Below are 19,967 nucleotides of genomic sequence, written 5' to 3' on the forward strand. Positions count from 1 at the left end.
CCGCTGAATGAACCTGAATGATTCAGGGAGCTAGCTTACCTGATCTCCCGCCTATATAAATTTATTTTTACGCTTTATTTTGAGGCGGGAGTTTTACGGACGATTCTCCGTGATAAATTTTTTATTATAAAGAATTGGCGGGAAAACTGCTCGAGAAGGAAGTTCGTTTTATTTATAATACGCAACTAACGTTAACATAAATCGTTACCCTGCGTTGGTTGTTTCCTTTTCGTTAACGGGTAAAATAGAAGTATACCCAAACGAAAGGGATGCATGAAATGAATAAAATCACTTTATCACGAAATCTTTCTTTTTTAAGAAGGGAAAATAATTACTCTCAAGAAGAATTAGCAGAAAGAATTGGCGTTACCAGACAATCCATTGCGAAATGGGAAAATGGAGAATCTTTACCCGATATTATCAATTGCGATGCGCTTGCCTCTCTATTCGATGTCTCTTTGGACAATTTCATTCATTACGATCAAAAAGACAGCGGCTTTCCCATCCCTCCAAAGGGAAAGCATATGTTTAACACAACCCCTTTGGAGAAGGATGGTTATGTCAAATTACCGAAAAAGGCTTTGGATATGGTTCGTATGCAGGAGGGCGATCAGTTTATGGTGTTAGGCGATGAAAATCCAGAAAGTATTGGCATCGCCCTGGTCCCGGCAGAATTTTTTACCACCATGGCAGCCGGGATTTTGAATCGTACAAAGGATACTAAAAAATGACGGAATATATTCTGGAAGCAAAAAATATCTCCAAAGCCTATAACAGCTTTCAAGCATTAGAAAATGTATCAATATCCTTGGAGAAAGGGAAAATCTATGGATTGATTGGTCAAAACGGAGCTGGTAAAACAACATTTATGCGGATTATTACCGGCCTTTCCTTCCCTACTTCAGGAGAGCTATATCTCTTTGGTCAATCCAGCCCAAAAGCATTGCTGAGCGGCCGGAAACAAATGGGGAGTATGATTGAGAACCCGAGTATTCTCGGGCATATGAGCGCAAAAGATAATCTCCGTGTCCACAAAACGATGAAAGGAATAAAAGATGAAAATGCGGAACAGCGTGTGCTCGATATTGTTGGATTAGCGTCCACTGGCAAAAAGAAAGCAAAAGATTTTTCCTTAGGGATGCGCCAGCGCTTAGGCATCGCTATCACATTGCTAGGCAATCCAGAGATATTGATGCTTGATGAGCCGATTAATGGTCTCGATCCAAGCGGCATTGCTGAGGTTAGACAGTTAATAAAGGAACTAGCAATGAAATACCAAATGACGATTCTGCTATCCAGCCATCATTTAGCCGAGCTTCATCAAACTGCGGATGAATTTATTATTGTAAACGAAGGGAAAATCCTGAAAACGCTCAGCCATGACAAATTAGACCAACAAATCGATAAGCATCTTCTAATTGCTTGCAACGAACCGGAAAAGTTGCAAAAGGTGCTGAGAGAATCGCTTCATACAGAGAATTTTATCTTGCAGCCTGATCAAAGCATTAAATTATATGACTTCACGGATAAAAAAGAGGAGCTGTCCAAATCCCTGATAGAACATGATATTATCATTACCACTTTTACAACACAGGAAGAAACGTTAGAAAGCTATTACCTCCAATTAATAGGAGGTGTAAGCTGATGCAGCTGTTAAAAGCCGATTTCTTTAAATTAAGCCGGTCGATTTCACCATGGGCACTATTTCTTTTAGCTCTTATCAGTGCCATTATTTTTGCTGCCTGCTCCCATTATGTTGCGACAGACAGCTTAAGCATAGAAACTGCGTCCGGCAGCTTGTCTTTATTTTCCGAAACGCAGATGATGGCATTATTAGGAAGTATTGCAGCAGGGATTTGCCTGACGACTGATTTTGAAAATAAAATCATCGAAAATGCCGTTTCTGGCGGACATAGCAGGAACGCGATTATTATCAATAAAATGATTTCCTTTTTTATTTTAATTGCATTATTATATCTGCCTTACGCTGCCATTACACTTCTCTTTGCTTTTACAGATGCAGCATTCAGCGGCTTTCTCCCCACACCGGCCTTAAACATATTATCTGGAGCAGCAGAACAGATATCAACAGCCGGTTTATTCGGGAAAATCTTATTGATAAACGGCTTATCCCTCTTTATTTTTATCAGCCAGCTGATGGTCAGCATCTTCTTTATGTTCCTGTTTAAAAAGGCTGTTCTTGTTATCACTGCTACGTATATGACAAGCTTGATTCTTGGACCAGTCTCCAGTTTGAATGAAACCATTCATTCCGTAATGGCTTATACTCCTTATGGAATTGATTTATCTCAGCTGACATTTCACATGAGTGGTAAATTTATCGGGGAAAGCTTTCTTATCAGTTTCGTATTTATCCTTGTTTTCTATCTGGCGAGTTTTCTTATCTTTCGGAAAGCAGAAGTAAAATGACGTTACTATTTTATCTGCAATCTTTTCATATTTGTTTTCTAGAAATCCGGACATCTGCTTTGTCCGGATTTTTTAAATGGAGCTTTTTCTATTTTCAGAGTGCTTTTGCAATACTGGAATCTATTAAACACGATGCTTTATCTGCCGGAAACCGAAGTTGATTTCTTCATTCTTTTCTGCACCATTGTTACAATGACTAAATAAGCCACAGGCAATATCCCCGCCAGCCAAACAATGGCATGCCAGCCCGCTTGATTCCAAACAGGGCCTACTGCCGTACTTCCGAATGCTACGCCGATATAATAGGAGACAAGGTATAAGCTGGATGCACTTCCTTTATGGTGTGCTGCCTGCTCAGTTACGAAGGTTGCCGTTAAAGAATGCGCTGTAAAAAAGCCGAGACAGATCACACATAAACCGGCAATGATCCAAGGGAATGAGACAATGCCTGTCATCAAAATACCTGCGGACAGGACAATAATTCCCGCAATACGAACTCTGTTCAATCCTAAAGAGCTGGCAAGCCAGCCGGCAATCGGCGCGCCGACGACTCCAAATCCATATGCCAGAAATGTATACGAAATAGCCTGCGACGAAAGAGAAAATGGCTCTCCTTCCAAATAAAACGGCAAATAAGTCCATACGGAAGTAAACGAAACCTGAAAAATAATTCCCATACCAAAAAACAAGAGCATTACCGGACTTTTGATATGAAAAAGCATCCCTTCAATATCTTTTTGGAACGGAAGATAACTGCGTTCAAAAAATTGCGATTTAGGCAGAAAGAGGATTACTGCTATTGCAATTATCAGCCCTATCCCTGCAAAGATATAAAATATCGTCTGCCAGGCTTGCTCTTCAGCTAAAAAACTCGCCAAAAATCTGCCGACCATTCCTCCAAAGGCATTACTTGCTATGTATAAAGCTGTTGCAATTCCAATACTCGAACGGTCAATTTCTTCATTGATATAAGCAAGTGATGCTGCAGGCAGACCCGCCATAGCAAATCCTTGGATAAATCGCATCAGAATGAAAAAAGTAAAGGAATCAGTCATCGGAATCAATAGAAATGGAATAACCGAAATAATTAAGGAACATTTGATAAGCGGGACCCTGCCGATTCGGTCAGAATAAAACCCAAGAATAATCAAGCCGAGAATCAATCCAAACACATTCACAGACAAAGGTAACGTGGCTTCTGACACAGACACATTAAAATCTCTGACAAACAAGGGCGCTAACGGCTGCACCACATAAAGACTAGCAAATATAAAAAAAGAAGCTGCGGCTAAGCATAAGGTGATTTTCCAAAAGTAGAAATCTTTTTTATTGTACTTTCGCTTTTCCATTCCATAACACTCCCTATATTTCATTATACTAATAAAATGGAAATATTCATCCTATTTCAAATGAAATATTTATTGAATACTTTTATATAAGAAGTGTATTTACAGTCTACTATTATGATGAAGTGGTTTACTCTTGTTTTAAAAACTTTTCCGTAAAAAAATCGCATCTTAAAAGCTGAATTTTTTGTCCAGCTCTTAACATGCGACTAAATATAATCCTTCTTTTAAACAAAGCTCCCCAGCCATATCGCGGTTACAAAAGCAAGAATAAGCAGCTTTTTCTCATCATTTGTTACTTTTTCTACGTCGTCAATATCCATTTTTATCACGAGATAAATTGCATAAGTCAGTAGAATGCCAGCTCCTATTGCTCCAGCCGGCCGTGTAAAAGCTGTCCAAATAAGCAGCAAACCAATCAAGATAAAATAAAGCATGGCAGGCAGTTTAGCACCGCTTGCTCCAAACTTATTCTCTGCCCACACCACAGAGGTTTGCTTCAGGGGCACTGCTTTTCTATCCGCATGCCGGTCTGGAATATGATGAACCATTACCCACGCCATACACCAGATTGCATTGATTATTGCATTTTGCCATGTCCAGGCAGGAACTTGTCCGAGTAAAATCCAAGGAGCAGCGATTCCCAGCATCAGCATAGTTGGGAATAAACTGAGCCATTCTCCTGCAAATGGATAGTAGGCTAACTGAAATGGTTTTAGTGAGTAAGATACTGCTCCCCAGATACCGACCAAGGTTAATACAGCAAATTCCGTAAGGCCGAGAAAAGCAAACAGGATAGCCATCAGCAATAAGAATATCGTCATCCAAATACCTAATTGCTTGAGCATTCCTACAGACATTGTGCCTGTCTGCAGCACTCTGCTGCCTCCGGAAAGTACACCGGGGCTGTATTGATCTGTGCCTGATTGATAATCTGCAATATCATTCAAGGTGTGAGTCAGCATGCCATGAATAAATACAGCGCCGATTAGTAATACGGAAGCAACGGTCATCACAGCGCCGGCCGACAAATCCGTATAAAATAAAAGCGGCAATACCGTTGATAAAATAGCTGCTATACTGGAAAAAACAACAGCAACAAGACGTAATAACATAACAATACTTTTTCGGGTGATAGCTGGTTGTGCTGGAATCATTATCATCATCCTTTTATAAGAAATCCGTTGATATTCATTTCCTTTTCTCTTAGCATACTAAACTTTTCTATCTTTTATACTAGTTCACTGCTAATAAAACAGCAACGTATCTTCTCAGGTTTCCATCCTTAACGGAAATTCAAATTTACTGCGCTGGATGTGCATACCCGAAAATGACTTTTCATAATCAATATATGATGTTTTGCTTTGTACAAGAGCTTGGATAAAGGCGCCAATGGTTTGTATCCAGCTGCCAACAAAATCAATATGTTCTCCCCGCTCCCCTTTTAGTTCAATCATGCCTGACAAACCCTGTAACGCATTTCCGATCGATTGAAGCAGTGCTCCATAGATTTCATATAGCGTATCCATAGTTATCTCAGTGGTATCCAATAAATCAGGAAGAGCCATGCTGCTTCCGACAGCTTGAAATAAATTACCTTTGATGGTTACTTTTCTCTTTGTTTCTTCAGTAAATGAAATGACTATCCCGCTAATCACAACGGAGTTTCCAATCGCTTGAACTTGGTTTCCGAATTTGTTTAAAGTGAGCTTTTTTTCACTGTCGGCTGCTAAAGCACTGCCTGTAGCCTGCATGACATTTCCTGCTAAATCCAAATTCGTTTGCAGCGTTTCATTCAGTTTAGAGGAAGGCGTACTGGCTATAGCAGAAAGAAGGGTGCCTATGGCAGCCTCCCACGAACCGAATAACGCTTTCAGATTATTATCCATATTAAACGTCCTGCCTTGGGATTATTTAATAATCTATTCTAATGAACATAATTGGCAACGACAAATAGCAGCTATTTAAGCGGCGCTCCTATCCCCCTTATTTAGGTCCCCGGCTAAATAATTGTCAGCTGTTTAAATCGTAGTCACAAAGCTTCCGAATCATTCACTTGTGCAGTCATCAATAATAAAAAAGAGATGCTGCCGCTTTCTATACACTGTTCCCTGATTAAACATGGCTCGCCTGAAAATTTATTACTCATCCAACTTCTTTAACCGTTCATTTTTCATTCCGTTTTGTTCTGAAATGCATCTAATTTCCTTTCTATTGCAGCCAGTCTTTCCTCCAGCTGCTGGTCCTTCTCATTTTGCTCTTCCGATTCCTGTAAAAATTCATCGATTGCCAAGCTGGCAGCATAGGTGCTGATAGCATCACCCAATGTAGCTAACAGACCGCCAATCAAAGCTAATTTTAAGCTATAAGAAACTTGTATATCTTGATCTGAATGGTTAGAATGATTATCCTTTTTTTCATCCATTTCCCCTCAACCTCTCGCTTCAAATCATCTTCCGTTATTTATCGCAGTGTAACTGGCTGGGACTGGGACTGCGGTTACTCGCCCCACCGAAAACCATTGCGATTACTTGCCTCATCGAAGGGCTTTTGTAAGGCTTCCACTTTAAGAATAGAAGGAACTGGAAAATTCTAAGTGGGAGACCCAACAGCCAGTAACGGCCCGATTCATTCAGCTAACAACTCTTTATGATGGGGCGGGTAATCGCAACCCCAATCAGTGGGGATGAAAAGAAAACCCCCACTGATTGAAGTTTCACTTTATATTATTCAAACTAGACGTTTATCGTTAACATCCTATCAAGAAAAAACGTCACAGCGATTAAACTGTGACGCAGATTTTCAATTATATTTCCATCACTCCGCCAGTGTTCGCAGAAGTGACAAGTTTAGAATAGCGGCCAAGCCACCCTTTTTTCACTTTTGGCTCAAAGCCTTTCCAATTTGCTTTGCGTTTTTCAAATTCTTCATCCGAAACAAGTAAATTCATTTCACGGTTTTCGAGATCTAATTCAATTATATCTCCATCCTCTACAAAGGCAATTGGACCGCCTTCTGCAGCTTCTGGTGAGATATGGCCGATAGAAATCCCTCTGGATGCGCCGGAGAAACGTCCGTCAGTAATTAAACCAACCTTCGCACCAAGCCCCCGTCCTACAATCTGTGAGGTCGGCGCAAGCATTTCCGGCATTCCCGGACCGCCTTTAGGGCCTTCATAACGTATTACCACAACATGCCCTTCTTCTACTTTGCCGGATTCAATTCCTTCTAATGCTTCTTCCTGTGAATCAAAGCAGACAGCCGGCCCTTTGAAATACCCGCCTACCTCTGGGTCAATAGCGCCTACTTTGACGATAGAGCCATTTGGAGCCAGATTCCCAAACAATACGGCCAGTCCACCTCGTTCGGAATGCGGGTTATCTAATGTATGAATAACATCTGTGTCCAGAATTTCCGAATCCTGAACGTTTTCCCGGATTGTTTTCGCAGATACACTTAAATTGTCTCCATGAAATGCCCCTGGCTTTTTCAATAATTCATTAATAATTGCACTGATTCCACCCGCTCTGTCAACATCTTCAATATGATAATTTGATGCCGGAGCAACCTTAGCCAAATGCGGCACACGATTTGCGATTTCATTAATACGTTCCAGCGGATAATCTACTTCTGCCTCATGGGCCAAAGCCAATGTGTGCAATACTGTATTCGTCGATCCGCCCATTGCCATATCTAATGCAAAGGCATTATCGATTGCTTCCTTCGTTACGATATCGCGCGGTTTGATATCTTTCTTGATTAATTCCATTAATTGTTTTGCAGAACGTTTTACAAACTCTTTACGTTCTTCTGCAACAGCAAGAATTGTCCCGTTTCCTGGAAGCGCAAGTCCAATTCCTTCTGCCAGACAGTTCATTGAATTCGCTGTAAACATTCCCGAACAAGAGCCGCATGTCGGACATGCATTTTGCTCTAACTCTAGTAATCTTGCTTCATCAATTTTTCCAGCTTGATAGGCTCCTACTCCTTCAAAAACAGAAGTCAGGGAAAGCGGATTACCAGCACTGTCTGTACCAGCCTTCATCGGACCGCCGCTGACAAAAATAGATGGGATATTTACACGAAGAGACCCCATCAGCATCCCCGGTGTAATTTTGTCACAGTTGGGAATACACACCATTCCGTCAAACCAGTGCGCATTTGCCACCGTTTCCACAGAATCGGCAATCAGCTCCCGGCTCGGCAGGGAATATCTCATTCCAATATGCCCCATCGCAATGCCATCATCTACCCCAATCGTATTCATTTCAAATGGTATCCCGCCAGCTTCCCGAATTGCTTCTTTTACAATTTTTCCGAATTCTTGTAAGTGAATATGTCCTGGAACAATGTCTATATAAGAGTTGACCACCAGAATAAATGGTTTTCCTAAGTCTCTTGTTTTTACTCCTGCAGCATGTAGCAGGCTTCGATGCGGTGCACGATCCACACCTTTTTTTATCATATCGCTGCGCAATTCCGCCAATTTCCTTACCTTCTTTCTAAGATTTTTACTAAAAGATTAGAGAATAGCTCTCTTCCCTTGCTTATTCTGGAATGCCTCAGACACATCACTTATCTGAAATAATTTTCAACAAATTAAGTTTTCTAACTATTTCAAGCTACTGCTTCTAAAAATGATTGTATCGAAAATAAACATTCTAATTTTTCTTATTTTACTACTTCTGGATAGAAATTTATATACTAAATGACAAATTAAATGAAAATATTAAAAGATTTTGGCAGATTATGTAACAAAATAGCGAAATCTTTACTTTTTATCGCAGTGTAACTGACTGGGACTGCGGTAAAGTAAATATATTCTTTAAAACCTGAATATTCTATCCGGATCAAAATTCAAACAAAATTCTTTATCGTATATTCTATTTCATCTATCCATTTCCGTCTGCCGAAAACAACAAATTGATACCTCTCCCCATTCCTTAAGGTGACTGTTAAGCCATTTGGGATAGGAATAAATAAAAGCTTATTTGCGGTTGCTTCTACCTGCTCAATCTCGTCTAAACCGATTGAGATGACACCGGATTGAATATTTACAGCATGCGGACGATGCGTTAATTCTGTTTCCGATAGAAATAACGTTCCTCCAGCTGCTTCGTACCCTTTCCAAAGGTTCGCCTTTCCTTTTTTGATTATATGTTCTGACATGCTAAACCTCCCATTTTGATTCCTCCATTTATAAAATGCAGGAATTGTATATAACTAAACAATTCCTGCATTCTGAGTAAACTAAACCCTTTCGATTCCCTTTCTTTATCGCTTAAAAAATTTATTAATCAGATAAAATTTTTCGTCTTCTGTTTCGTAATCAACGTCATTCGGTTTCACCTAATAATAAGAGGCACAAACTTCCCCATATAAAAGAGACAATCTCTGGTAAGCGATTGTCTCTTTTATATATAGTGTCAAATAGTGCCTTCCTAAATAACACCCATGAATACTGCAATAATTACTAAAACAATACTTAACCCCCACAACCAAGGAAGAGAATATTTGATATGGCGTCCCATTTCCAAACCTGACAAACCAAGCGCCAGCCAAACTGCAGGAGCAAGCGGACTAACAAAGGTCCCTACGATGTTTCCAATAATCATCGCGTATGCAGTAGATACGGATTCTACGCCAAAACCTGATGCAATCTGTTCCACAACTGGAAGTATTCCGAAATAATATGCATCTGTACTTGTGAGCAAGTCAAGAGGTACTCCTAGGAAGCCGATAATCAGATGTAAATATGGCCCGACGGCTTCCGGCATGATGGACACACCATCTTCCGCTATAGCATCCATCATTCCTGTCCCTGTTAAAATCCCCAAAAATGTTCCAGCAGCTAAAATAATCGTTGCCATCGTTAAAGCACTTGAGGCATGTGCTTTAATTCTCTCCGTTTGATCATTCATTTTTGGATAATTGATTGGTAATGCAAAACCAAGTCCAATCATAAACGCAAGTCCAGCCGGGATAATCCCAGTTACTAACAGTGCAATAACACCTAATGTAATAATCGTATTTATCCAAAGCAATTTGGGACGCGCGTTCGGATTTTTATTGGGGGAACTTTTCTCCCCGTCAGCGCTGTCAATATCTATATTTTCTGCAATATTCTCCAGTGCTGCAGCAGCCTCCATTTTCCCAAAGCGCCGTTCAATTCTCTTTTTTTCCCTAAATCCAAGAAATATAGCTATACCAATCATTAATACCATTCCAATGATTTGTACTGGTATAAGAGGATACCATAATTCCGTAATATTCATACCTAAAACAGAAGCAGAACGCCCTAAAGGCCCTCCCCACGGAACCATGTTCATGATGGCTGCACTTCCTGCAATCAAAAGAAGCAGCAAATATGGATTCATGTTCAAACGTTTATATAGCGGAAGCAGTGCGGGAATCGTAATGAGAAATGTCGACGCTCCAGAACCATCCAACTGTGCAACAGCTGCAATAAATACAGTAGCTACACTAACGGCAATAACATTCCCGCGGGAAATCGCAACCATTTTATTAATTAATGGATCAAATAATCCAGCATCCGACATCACCCCGAAGAAAAGAATTGCAAAAATGAACATAACAGCAACGTCGATTACAGTAGCAATTCCTTCATTAAAAAATTCTCCAATTTCTCCTAAACCAAAACCTGCAATAAATGCACCTAAAATAGGTATTAATACCATCGCAATAATCGGCTGAACCTTACCTCGAATCAATAAAATAACAATTGCCAGTATTGTTAAAAATCCTATTAAGCTTAACATCCCTATCTCCCCTTATTTCATACTATTGATTATCCCTCGTAATTACTAGCTAGTTACGCCCTTTTTTGAAAGCGTTAACAAATTTTTCGATTAATAAATAAAATAGCATGAAAAAAAAGAAGGCGGAACCTTCTTCTCATAAGTTGTTTATTTGTTATATTATTCATTTTGTTCATAAGTTTCACGAAGTATATATTCTCGTTCTGGTCTGCCGACAGTACCGTATTTTAATGTTGTTTGGACCTCTTTCGCAGATACCAGGTATTCCAAATAACGGCGTGCCGTAGACCTGCTCGTTCCAATTTTACTGCTCAGTTCCACGGCAGTAATCCCATTCCCTTGATCTGCTTCCAAAAGTTGTTTAATATCATTCAACGTAATCGGATCAATTCCTTTAGGCAAAGTCGTATTAATGCTGTTCAAATTAGATGGATAGCTGGCGTCTGCAGCACCTGTAAAAGCGTCAATTTCCATTTGTCCTAACGTCTCTTTAGCAGAAAAAAATTTCCGATATTGCTTATACCGCTCCAAGGACTGCGCAAAACGCTCCGCATCGACAGGTTTTACAATATAATCAAAAGCACCTCCCCTTAGTGCTTCTTCAATGGTTACTGTCTCATTAGCAGCAGTAACAGGAATCAAATCAATTTCATGATAGAGATGACGTATTTGCCAAAGCAGATTCAATCCTTTTACATCAGGAATGTATATATCAAGCAGAATCAGCTGTGGAAGATACGTACACTTTTTAAGAAAAGCAAGCGCCTCTTCTCCTGTTTTCACTACTTCCTGGACCATATATCCTTCTATCCTCTCTACATATCTCCGGTTGATTTCAGCAATTCGAAAATCGTCTTCAATAATAAGAACCTGTATGCTGTCCTTCATCCGAGTCGCCCCCATTTTTAGGTATAATCATTACAAAACAGGCACCGCCCATTTCTCCTTCTTCCAGCATGATTTGACCGCCTTGCTTTTGGACGGCATGCTGTGTCAACGCTAATCCTATTCCACGATTTTTCTCTCCTTTTGTGGAATACCCCTGTTCAAAGATATGGGCAGCTGCCTCCTCTGATATACCCTGACCAGAATCATCCACCTCTACCACAATATCGTCCCCAATATCTGTGAAAAAAAGATTAATCTGCCGCTCCTTCTCCTGATTACCTTTTACGGCTTCCAGCGCATTTTCAAGCATATTTCCAATTCCAGTAATTAATGTCTCCTGTTTATCCCCGCCGTAAACATGATTGAGTTGACTGTCCGGGTGGATGGAAATAGTCACCCCAAGCTCATTCGCCTGATTGATTTTCCCTTGTAAAAGTCCCTGAACTACCGGATTGGCTGCATGCTTCGTTAAGATTTGCGATTGCTTCTCTTGAATATTTCTTTTCTTTTTAATAAAATCGATGGCTTCTTCTCGCTCCCCTAATTGAAGCAAGCCGAGAATGGTATATAAACTATTGGAAAATTCATGTGTTTGAGCACGCTGGGCATTTGCATACTGTTTAATTTGCTGAAGCTCCTGCGTCACATGCTCTATTTCCGTTTTTTTCCGGAAAGTAGAAACCGCCCCAGCTATTTCCCCTTCCATATAGACAGGTACTTGATTTACTAAAACAATGGATTCACCAAATATCATTTCTTTGTCGTACTGGCTCTTCCCGCTTTTCAATACTTCAAATAAACCCGTATTGGGAATGAATTGATCAATTGATTTCCCAGAAACATGCCCAAACTGCTGATCCTCACGAAACAGGATTTGTTTTGCTGCTTTGTTTATCATCGTTATCATTCCATTATGATCAACCGCTATCATTCCTTCATGCGTGGATTGCAATATTGCTTCCTTTTGCAAAAGTAAATAAGAAATATCTTTTGGCTCCATATTGAATAATAGCTTTTTGATATGATGGGCAATAAAAATGGCACCTGCAATACCTAATACAACAATTCCTATCATGGTAAGCCACAGGGACTTGCTCTGATTCGCTATAATGCTTTGGACATCCTCATTTAGAAAGCCTACGGATACTACGCCGATGATATTCCCTGTCTCATCTCTTACTGGCACTTTTCCGCGAATAGACAATCCAAGTGATCCCTCGCTCTGAGATACATAAGCTTCTCCTTCTTGTAAAGCACGAGCATTATCTCCGCCAATCATTTTTTCCCCGATTCTTCCTGGGTCTGGATGGGAATAGCGGATTCCTTCCTTATTTCCCACAACAATAAATTCAGCAGCCGTTTCTTCCTGAATCGGAGCAACAATTTCCTGAATGACTGAAGCAGGATGATTTAACTCGAAGGCCGAACTGATTTCTGGTATATTAGCGACACTTTGAGCTACGCTTAGCGCACGTTTCCCAACCTGGTCTTCAATGGTGTTAGAAATAAACGAGTGGAGAAACCAAGTAAGAAGAATAAAAATACCCAAAATCAACAGGCTAATCAGAATAATCATTTTGCTTTTTAAACTCAATGTTGCTTTAGGTTCCAAATTTCTCTTATTATTTGGCTTATGAAAATGAAACATATTGTTGATCTCCTCGTTATGTAAAGCTTGCAGGAAAGATTGTGTATAGGCAGCTTTAACCAAATCTCCCTGTCTCAAGCTTTTCTAATTATCTCTGCCATTCTATTATAAGGGGAAAGAGATAAGTATGTCACTTTTTCGATAAACATACTAGCCTTGTATAATCCCCATTGCATTTATCTGATCATTGATTGTAAGTCCTTATCTCTAACTTCTTCCACAGAGTGTCCTTGACTATTTTTTCAAGGCGGCAGATGTCCTTTTCCTATGGTTTTCTCTTTCTTGACAGTACACATCATTTCGAATGCATATTGATTTCCTTTTTCACATTCTATTATTTTGCAAATAAAAAAAGTAACCCCTTACGGCAATCGAGTTAAAGAGGTTACTTTCCATTAAATTATCATTATATACCGGATTTAAACGTTGTATGAATTTTCTGCAGACATGATTTTTCTATCTATTATCCTTCTATATCACGTCGCTTATACCCCCATGCACCAATAAATATCAATAATACACCTATTCCAGAGAGAATCAATAGAGAGGCATAAGACAGTTCCTCACTGGGGTAAACTGGAACATGTTCATAGACCGATAGATTTCTTACCCAATCCGGAAGCTCTAAAATATCTCCTAAATAGATGACGATAAACCCGTAAACGAGGAAGAGCCACACAAGTGAAGTTGCTCTGGGAAGCCAGCCGATTAATAAAACAGCCAAGCCTAACACAAGCAGAACCGCTGGAATATACACAACGGAAGCTCCCATGACATCTCCAAGAGGCATCATGTCCTCACTGATAACCGTTCCCACACTCCATAATGCAAACGCCTGTAATATCGGCAGCAGAATCGCAATTAGAATAGCCGGAACAAGATAAGCCCTCAGCAGCTGCATCCGTGACACTGCCCTGCTGAATACAAGTTCTGTCCGATTGGATTTTTCTTCTCCGCGCAGCCTCAAAAAACTGATAATTACCGGCGCCGTAATAAATAATGTCATGATAGCCATCAATAAAACAATAAATTGCTCCATGACATTTCCTTCGCCTGTTAAAAAGGCTTGCATCGCTTCATTCTCTAAAAAGAAGGCTTCTAAATCTCCTAATATAAGCGCAAAAACAATATGAAGCAGCAAGATGCCAATCGTCCATATGAAAATCATTGTTTTCTGTAAGCGGATGACCAGCCCGACCTTTGTTTTTAAAAAGGCAGAAGCACGCACTGAACCTGCCCGTTCAGGTAATAACCCATCCCCTATATCACGTTTTGCCTGCAGTATAAATGCTATAATACCTAGTCCCAGACTGCTTACCAGCAATAAACCGATTGGAAAGATGTTATTGTCCACAAAAACATACGCTCTTGATAACCAGCCAAGCGGACTGATCCAAGATAAAAACGCCGCTTCCACATCCCCGACAGCTCGTAAAATATAGAAGAAAAACAACGCACCAAACCCCAAAATACTAGTTCCTCTTGAAGTGACCGAAAAATGAGCAAAGAATGCTGTCATAGTACCAAACAGCAGTCCAAAGCTCCCCAAAAGACTGCTATAAAGGACAACTCCAGAAAATCCAAAGCCGTCTATCTGCATAAAGCCCATTGCTGTCGCAAGCAGGATAACGAATAAAACATTCGCAGACAGCATGACCATAAAGGAAGCCGTTAGATAGCTTAAACGTCCGACAGATCGAGATTGAACAAGCTCTAAGATGCCATTCTCCTCATCATCCCTTGTCAGCTTCGACATGAGTAAAATATTCATAATAGCCACCGCAATGGCAGAAAATAATAGCATCTCCAGCGCAAATAAGCTGCCAATCTTCTGGTAATGATCATACCCTATTCCAAGCATGGCAATCATGGCCGGATTTTCCATCGTCATGGAATAAGCTTCTCTGGATGCCTGATCAGGATACAGGTCTGGGTACGCATAAGCTACAGAGCAGCTTACCAGAACAAGTCCAGACAGCCACAGCAGCAGCCGCAGTCGATGCTGTCTCATTAAAATAGGGAACAATATCCCCGTTCCTTTGATATGTTTTCTCATCACGCATTCTCCTCGCTGCTTCGTCCCTCGTAATGACGCATAAATAAATCTTCCAGCGTCGGCGGAGTGCTTTCTAGTTTCCGTACGCCATATTTATTTAAATAGTTGATAATCTCCTCCATATGATCTGTATCTGCCTGAAAAGTAATTTGTCCTTCTGCTTCTTCTAACTGGTGTACACCGGACAGATTTGCGAATCCTTCTGGAATTTCTCTGGTTTCTACCTGCATCTGCATTCTTGTTAAATGACGCAAATCATCCAGTGTACCTCTTTCAATGATTTTTCCTTTGCGAATAATTGCAACACGATCACAAAGCTTCTCGACCTCCGATAAAATATGACTGGATAAAAGTACTGTCTTCCCTGCTTCTTTCATTTCTCTTACACCCTGCTGAAAAATATGCTCCATCAGAGGGTCAAGTCCCGAGGTCGGCTCATCCAGGATAAATAAATCAGCTTCTGAAGCAAAGGCAGCTATCAGAGCAATTTTTTGCCGGTTTCCCTTCGAATAAGACCTTGCTTTCTTCGTCGGGTCAAACTGAAATCGTTCTACCCATTCATCACGTTTTTTCTCAGAATAGCTCCCGTTCATTTTCAGTAAAACATCAATCACTTCTCCGCCCGTTAAATTGGGCCATACATACACATCTCCCGGTACATAGGCACAGCGTTTATGAATATCTGCAGCGTCCTTCCATGCATCCTTCCCAAATAAGGTTGCGCGCCCCTCTGTTGCCTTTAACATTCCTAATAAAATACGTATCGTTGTTGACTTCCCCGCTCCATTCGGTCCGATAAATCCATAAATTTCTCCTTCTCTTAATTCCATTGACACGTGATCCAGTGCTTGAAAATCACCAAATCGTTTTGATACCCGGTCCAGCTGCAGTACAGTCATAAGAAATCCTCCCCTGAAAGTTTTGAAATATTTAACCTGATATATTTCATAATATAGATAAAATAATTTTACGTCAATAAGTTTTGAAATATTATTATATTTATATTTCATTTCTAAATGTGATATGATAAAGTAAAACCTTATTCAGTGAGGGCTTTTCGACACACAGCTCTATACGATGGGACGAGTAATCGCAATGGTTTTCGGTGGGGCGAGTAACCGCAGTCCCAGTCCCATCCAGTTACACTGTGATAATTACGGGGGTGACAGGCTATGGATGGATTTGAACGCAGAACATCAATCAAAAAAGAAAAGATTTTAAATACAAGCGCAGCATTATTTAAAAAAAATGGCATCAAAAAGGTTTCCATCTCAAAGATTGCAAAGGAAGCAAATGTGTCGCAGGTAACCATTTATAATTATTTTGATAGCAAGGAAAAATTATTGCATGAAGTGCTTGTCTACTATACGAATCAAATGTGGGAAATATATCATAAACTCATTGAAAAGCCGATATCGTATGAAGAGAAGATGAAGCAGCTTATCTTCTCTGAAGCACAAATCGTAAATGATGTACACGAAGAATTTTCCAATTATATGATGGAGCAATATAAAATACCAGGTAATTTTATCGAGCGTCTCTACCAGGAAAAGGCACTTCCAGCAATGATGCAGCTCGTTCAACAGGGCAGGGATGAAGGTTTTATTGATCCTGCTATCAGCGATACAGCTATCTTCGTCTACCTTCAGATGTTTAGCGATTATTTACAAAAAGGAGATGCCATCGAACAGCTCGTTCCGCTGACAGAAGAATTAATGAAGTTGTTTTTCTACGGAATTGCAGGAAAAAATGATAATTAAAAAACCTGGCTGTTAGATAAAAAAATCCAACAGCCAGGTTTTATTTTATTTTTTTACTTTCGAGACAATAATCATAATGACTGCGACAATAACTGCCGGCAAAAGCCAGCCCAAACCTTCTGCATAAAGCGGAAGAGTATCGCCTAGTGTCTCAATAAGCGTATCTAACCATCCAGGCAGCTCTAATTCTAATGACTGATAAAGCGCTACAAGACCGTCTATGATACTAAATATGAACGTAACTGCAATAGTCGGGATGTAGACAAGACGTGAATGGTTGAAAAACGGTGATACGAACGTCAGCAAAACTAATACCATTGCCAGCGGATATAAGAACATAAGTACCGGCGTAGAAAAAGCAATAATATTTTCTAAACCAAAGTTAGCTATGACAAAAGTTAAAATGGAAAAGAAGAATACCCATGGCTTATAAGCAATCGCCGGAAACAAGGTATGGAAATACTCTGCATTTGCTGTAATCAGACCAATAGCAGTGGTCAAACAAGCTAATATAATAATAGCAGCCAGCAAAATCGTTCCAAATGTACCGAAGTAATACGCTGCAGCACCGCTTAACACAGGCCCTCCATTTTCCAATACACCTAATTCTGTCACACTTGTTGCACCCAGGTAAGAGATTCCTACATAGATGATAACCAGCAGTGCTGTCGAAGTTAAGCCTATCTTCGTCACCGCAGAGAGAATTTGATTATTATCTGTAATTCCAAACCCTTTGATAACATTAATAATAATAATCCCAAATACCAGTGCTGCCAAAGCATCCATCGTATTATAACCTTCTAAAAATCCGATAAAAAAGGCGGAAGTCTGGTATGCTTCCTCTGGAGCCTGAATCGTCCCCATCGGATTAAAGAGGGCAACTGCCAATAAAACAAGCAGTAAAACAACCAACACTGGCGCTAAAAATTTCCCAATATTATCAACAATTTTAGATGGAAATAACGAGACAAGCAGGGCAATTAAGAAAAAGACTCCGGTAAAAATCAAGAGAACCGTTGATTGAGATCCTTCGCTTACATATGGACCAATACCAACCTCATAAGCCACTGTTCCTGTTCTTGGAGCTGCAAAGAATGGTCCGATTGTTAAGTAAAGTAACGCCGTAAACCCAAGACCATAAACAGGATGGACACGGCTGGCAAGCTCCTGCAGATTATTTTTTCCAGAGAAGCCCATTGCCATAATACCCAGAAAAGGCAACCCTACTCCAGTGATTAAAAAGCCAATCGTAGCCGGGGTAATATTATCTCCTGATAATTGTCCGAGCTGTGCCGGGAAAATCAGGTTCCCCGCTCCAAAAAATAAAGCAAATAACATAAATGCAATTGCTAAATAATTTCCTATACGCAGTTTGGTATTCATTTTTATTCCTCCTACCTCCAAACCAAATAATTCTTGGAATTATCTAATTATTTAACATAATTTGACACGATTTCTATCTTACTACTTTCACATATGAAATGCAACGGAAAAAGGGATGAATAAGAGACACGGAAAAAATTCCCATCCTGCCTTGTTTTGCTGTTTTCTCATATTTTTTATAGACAATCGCACTGCAAACTTATACTATTAGATGTAATTATAAAATTCACAAACTAGTATAAAGAGGTCGATAGATGATGAAGTTATCCCGTCGTGTAGAAAAGCTTCCTGCTCAATTTTTTGCATCCCTTGCCGGCAAAGTCGCTGCAGCCCTGGAAGAAGGAAGAGATATTATCAATCTCGGACAAGGCAACCCGGATCAGCCGACACCGCCGCATATTATCCGTACACTTCAGGAAAGCGCCGAAAATCCGGCTGCCCATAAATATTCCCCTTTCCGCGGTACCGATGAATTAAAAGGGGCTGCAGCACAGTTTTATAAAAGAGAATATAATGTCGATTTAGATCCTGCTTCAGAAATTGCTATTTTGTTCGGAAGTAAAATTGGCTTGGTAGAACTCCCTTTAGCTGTTATGGATGAAGGCGAATTAATGCTCTTGCCAGACCCTGGATATCCAGATTATTTGTCCAGTGTTTCATTAGCAGACGTTACTTATGACACGTTTCCATTATTAGAGGAAAACAATTTTTTACCAGATTATGCTGCCCTGACGCCGGAACAAAAGAAACTTGCCAAGCTATTATATCTCAACTATCCAAACAACCCGACCGGAGGTGTCGCAACGAAAGAATTTTTTGAAGATACCGTTGCGTTAGCGAAGGAAAATGATATCGGTGTTGTTCATGATTTCGCTTATGGAGCCATCGGTTTCGACGGCTATCAGCCAATAAGCTTCCTACAGACAAAAGGAGCGAAAGATGTCGGCGTTGAGCTGTACACCCTTTCCAAAACCTATAATATGGCCGGCTGGCGAGTCGGTTTTGCTGCTGGCAACAAAGATATGATCGAAGCGATTAATATTCTGCAGGACCATTTATTTGTCAGTCTTTTCCCAGCTATTCAAAAGGCAGCTGCGGAAGCATTATTAGGGGACCAAAGCTGTGTCACCTCGCTTGTGGAACGCTATGAACAGCGCAGAGATGCTCTCATAGAAGAATGCAGACGTATCGGCTGGGAAGTCACTGCACCGAAAGGCTCTTTCTTTGCCTGGCTCCCTGTACCAGCGGCATTTACAAGTGAAACATTTGCTGATTATTTATTACAAGAGGCGGATGTAGCCGTTGCAGCCGGGAATGGTTTCGGAAAGAATGGAGAAGGTTATATACGCGTCGGATTACTCGTAGAAGAGAATCGTATTCGCGAAGCTATTCGACGTATTGAGAAACTGCAGCTGTTTCAAAAATAAATATTGACGAAACTTGTAAAATAAGATACTTTTAAAGAATACAATTCAATTACTACCACACCTCTTATCCAGAGCAGCTGAGGGACTGGCCCGTTGAAGCTCGGCAACCTTAAAAAAAGGTGCTAATTCCAGCAAGACACCCGTCTTGAAAGATGAGAGCAGAAAATAAGATTACATTTTCGAGCCTCTCTTACCCTAGAGAGGCTCTTTTTTAGAAATTGTATCGATTCTGACAAGACAGCTGCAAACA

17 protein-coding genes and 1 riboswitch are annotated in these 19,967 nt (G+C 40.3%); of the genes, 5 read left to right on the plus strand and 12 right to left on the minus strand.

The window, feature by feature from the left end; translation table 11 throughout:
* Positions 1–278: 278 nt before the first annotated feature.
* From ACW0TQ_RS01580 to ACW0TQ_RS01590, 3 genes are read left to right on the plus strand one after another with little or no spacing between them, the layout of a single operon-like run.
* On the plus strand, positions 279–731 hold the full coding sequence (locus tag ACW0TQ_RS01580; protein ID WP_212928590.1) for a helix-turn-helix transcriptional regulator: 453 nt from the start codon (positions 279–281) through the stop codon (positions 729–731).
* Entirely contained in the window at positions 728–1,645 is a 918-nt protein-coding gene (locus tag ACW0TQ_RS01585; protein ID WP_256705713.1) for an ABC transporter ATP-binding protein, read from the plus strand. The genes ACW0TQ_RS01580 and ACW0TQ_RS01585 overlap by 4 nt, the downstream gene beginning before the upstream one ends.
* Entirely contained in the window at positions 1,645–2,430 is a 786-nt protein-coding gene (locus ACW0TQ_RS01590; protein ID WP_193064025.1) for a hypothetical protein, read from the plus strand. The genes ACW0TQ_RS01585 and ACW0TQ_RS01590 overlap by 1 nt, the downstream gene beginning before the upstream one ends.
* Positions 2,431–2,567: 137 nt before the next feature.
* On the opposite strand, the gene ACW0TQ_RS01595 is transcribed toward ACW0TQ_RS01590, so the two are convergent.
* The 11 genes from ACW0TQ_RS01595 to ACW0TQ_RS01645 form a co-directional block, all read right to left on the minus strand.
* Positions 2,568–3,779 (minus strand): MFS transporter, encoded by a 1,212-nt coding sequence (locus tag ACW0TQ_RS01595; protein WP_256705711.1) that lies wholly within the window; start codon positions 3,777–3,779, stop codon positions 2,568–2,570.
* Between the two features lie 224 nt (positions 3,780–4,003).
* On the minus strand, positions 4,004–4,933 hold the full coding sequence (locus tag ACW0TQ_RS01600) for a prenyltransferase (RefSeq protein WP_212928587.1): 930 nt from the start codon (positions 4,931–4,933) through the stop codon (positions 4,004–4,006).
* A 114-nt stretch (positions 4,934–5,047) separates the two neighbouring features.
* The gene (locus tag ACW0TQ_RS01605) at positions 5,048–5,665 is read right to left on the minus strand and encodes a DUF6944 family repetitive protein (protein ID WP_256705710.1); all 618 of its coding nucleotides are present in this window, start codon (positions 5,663–5,665) and stop codon (positions 5,048–5,050) included.
* A gap of 284 nt (positions 5,666–5,949) precedes the next feature.
* Positions 5,950–6,201, minus strand: coding sequence for a hypothetical protein (locus tag ACW0TQ_RS01610; protein ID WP_256705709.1), 252 nt, complete (start codon positions 6,199–6,201; stop codon positions 5,950–5,952).
* A 381-nt stretch (positions 6,202–6,582) separates the two neighbouring features.
* The gene (gene ilvD / locus ACW0TQ_RS01615) at positions 6,583–8,253 is read right to left on the minus strand and encodes a dihydroxy-acid dehydratase (protein ID WP_256706275.1); all 1,671 of its coding nucleotides are present in this window, start codon (positions 8,251–8,253) and stop codon (positions 6,583–6,585) included.
* A 380-nt stretch (positions 8,254–8,633) separates the two neighbouring features.
* Positions 8,634–8,945, minus strand: a complete 312-nt coding sequence (locus ACW0TQ_RS01620; RefSeq protein ID WP_042531967.1) for a hypothetical protein — start codon at positions 8,943–8,945, stop codon at positions 8,634–8,636.
* A gap of 272 nt (positions 8,946–9,217) precedes the next feature.
* Complete coding sequence (locus ACW0TQ_RS01625) at positions 9,218–10,555, minus strand: CitMHS family transporter (RefSeq protein ID WP_042531965.1); 1,338 nt, start codon at positions 10,553–10,555, stop codon at positions 9,218–9,220.
* A gap of 159 nt (positions 10,556–10,714) precedes the next feature.
* Positions 10,715–11,443 carry a response regulator gene (locus ACW0TQ_RS01630; RefSeq protein WP_256705708.1) on the minus strand — a complete coding sequence of 243 codons (729 nt, stop codon included), beginning with the start codon at positions 11,441–11,443 and terminating at the stop codon, positions 10,715–10,717.
* Positions 11,412–13,091, minus strand: coding sequence for an ATP-binding protein (locus ACW0TQ_RS01635; RefSeq protein WP_256705707.1), 1,680 nt, complete (start codon positions 13,089–13,091; stop codon positions 11,412–11,414). The genes ACW0TQ_RS01630 and ACW0TQ_RS01635 overlap by 32 nt, the downstream gene beginning before the upstream one ends.
* 463 nt (positions 13,092–13,554) lie before the next feature.
* On the minus strand, positions 13,555–15,147 hold the full coding sequence (locus ACW0TQ_RS01640) for an ABC transporter permease (RefSeq protein ID WP_193064028.1): 1,593 nt from the start codon (positions 15,145–15,147) through the stop codon (positions 13,555–13,557).
* Complete coding sequence (locus ACW0TQ_RS01645; RefSeq protein ID WP_042531953.1) at positions 15,147–16,046, minus strand: ABC transporter ATP-binding protein; 900 nt, start codon at positions 16,044–16,046, stop codon at positions 15,147–15,149. The genes ACW0TQ_RS01640 and ACW0TQ_RS01645 overlap by 1 nt, the downstream gene beginning before the upstream one ends.
* A gap of 273 nt (positions 16,047–16,319) precedes the next feature.
* Here ACW0TQ_RS01645 and ACW0TQ_RS01650 point away from each other — a divergent pair, with 273 nt between their 5' ends.
* Positions 16,320–16,907 (plus strand): TetR/AcrR family transcriptional regulator, encoded by a 588-nt coding sequence (locus ACW0TQ_RS01650; protein ID WP_042531951.1) that lies wholly within the window; start codon positions 16,320–16,322, stop codon positions 16,905–16,907.
* A gap of 45 nt (positions 16,908–16,952) precedes the next feature.
* On the opposite strand, the gene brnQ is transcribed toward ACW0TQ_RS01650, so the two are convergent.
* Positions 16,953–18,290 (minus strand): branched-chain amino acid transport system II carrier protein, encoded by a 1,338-nt coding sequence (gene brnQ / locus ACW0TQ_RS01655; protein ID WP_042531949.1) that lies wholly within the window; start codon positions 18,288–18,290, stop codon positions 16,953–16,955.
* A gap of 257 nt (positions 18,291–18,547) precedes the next feature.
* Here brnQ and ACW0TQ_RS01660 point away from each other — a divergent pair, with 257 nt between their 5' ends.
* Positions 18,548–19,717 carry an aminotransferase class I/II-fold pyridoxal phosphate-dependent enzyme gene (locus ACW0TQ_RS01660; RefSeq protein WP_368901523.1) on the plus strand — a complete coding sequence of 390 codons (1,170 nt, stop codon included), beginning with the start codon at positions 18,548–18,550 and terminating at the stop codon, positions 19,715–19,717.
* A 61-nt stretch (positions 19,718–19,778) separates the two neighbouring features.
* A riboswitch (SAM riboswitch) is annotated at positions 19,779–19,876 on the plus strand.
* Positions 19,877–19,967: the final 91 nt, after the last annotated feature.

The organism is Oceanobacillus sp. M60 (assembly GCF_053839645.1).

Bases quoted from the DNA above. Each gene is read 5' to 3' on its own strand.
- ACW0TQ_RS01580 (WP_212928590.1), top strand. From the start codon at position 279: ATGAATAAAATCACTTTATCACGAAATCTTTCTTTTTTAAGAAGGGAA.
- ACW0TQ_RS01585 (WP_256705713.1), top strand. From the start codon at position 728: ATGACGGAATATATTCTGGAAGCAAAAAATATCTCCAAAGCCTATAAC.
- ACW0TQ_RS01590 (WP_193064025.1), top strand. From the start codon at position 1,645: ATGCAGCTGTTAAAAGCCGATTTCTTTAAATTAAGCCGGTCGATTTCA.
- ACW0TQ_RS01595 (WP_256705711.1), bottom strand. From the start codon at position 3,779: ATGGAAAAGCGAAAGTACAATAAAAAAGATTTCTACTTTTGGAAAATC.
- ACW0TQ_RS01600 (WP_212928587.1), bottom strand. From the start codon at position 4,933: ATGATTCCAGCACAACCAGCTATCACCCGAAAAAGTATTGTTATGTTA.
- ACW0TQ_RS01605 (WP_256705710.1), bottom strand. From the start codon at position 5,665: ATGGATAATAATCTGAAAGCGTTATTCGGTTCGTGGGAGGCTGCCATA.
- ACW0TQ_RS01610 (WP_256705709.1), bottom strand. From the start codon at position 6,201: ATGGATGAAAAAAAGGATAATCATTCTAACCATTCAGATCAAGATATA.
- ACW0TQ_RS01620 (WP_042531967.1), bottom strand. From the start codon at position 8,945: ATGTCAGAACATATAATCAAAAAAGGAAAGGCGAACCTTTGGAAAGGG.
- ACW0TQ_RS01625 (WP_042531965.1), bottom strand. From the start codon at position 10,555: ATGTTAAGCTTAATAGGATTTTTAACAATACTGGCAATTGTTATTTTA.
- ACW0TQ_RS01630 (WP_256705708.1), bottom strand. From the start codon at position 11,443: ATGAAGGACAGCATACAGGTTCTTATTATTGAAGACGATTTTCGAATT.
- ACW0TQ_RS01635 (WP_256705707.1), bottom strand. From the start codon at position 13,091: ATGTTTCATTTTCATAAGCCAAATAATAAGAGAAATTTGGAACCTAAA.
- ACW0TQ_RS01640 (WP_193064028.1), bottom strand. From the start codon at position 15,147: ATGAGAAAACATATCAAAGGAACGGGGATATTGTTCCCTATTTTAATG.
- ACW0TQ_RS01645 (WP_042531953.1), bottom strand. From the start codon at position 16,046: ATGACTGTACTGCAGCTGGACCGGGTATCAAAACGATTTGGTGATTTT.
- ACW0TQ_RS01650 (WP_042531951.1), top strand. From the start codon at position 16,320: ATGGATGGATTTGAACGCAGAACATCAATCAAAAAAGAAAAGATTTTA.
- brnQ (WP_042531949.1), bottom strand. From the start codon at position 18,290: ATGAATACCAAACTGCGTATAGGAAATTATTTAGCAATTGCATTTATG.
- ACW0TQ_RS01660 (WP_368901523.1), top strand. From the start codon at position 18,548: ATGAAGTTATCCCGTCGTGTAGAAAAGCTTCCTGCTCAATTTTTTGCA.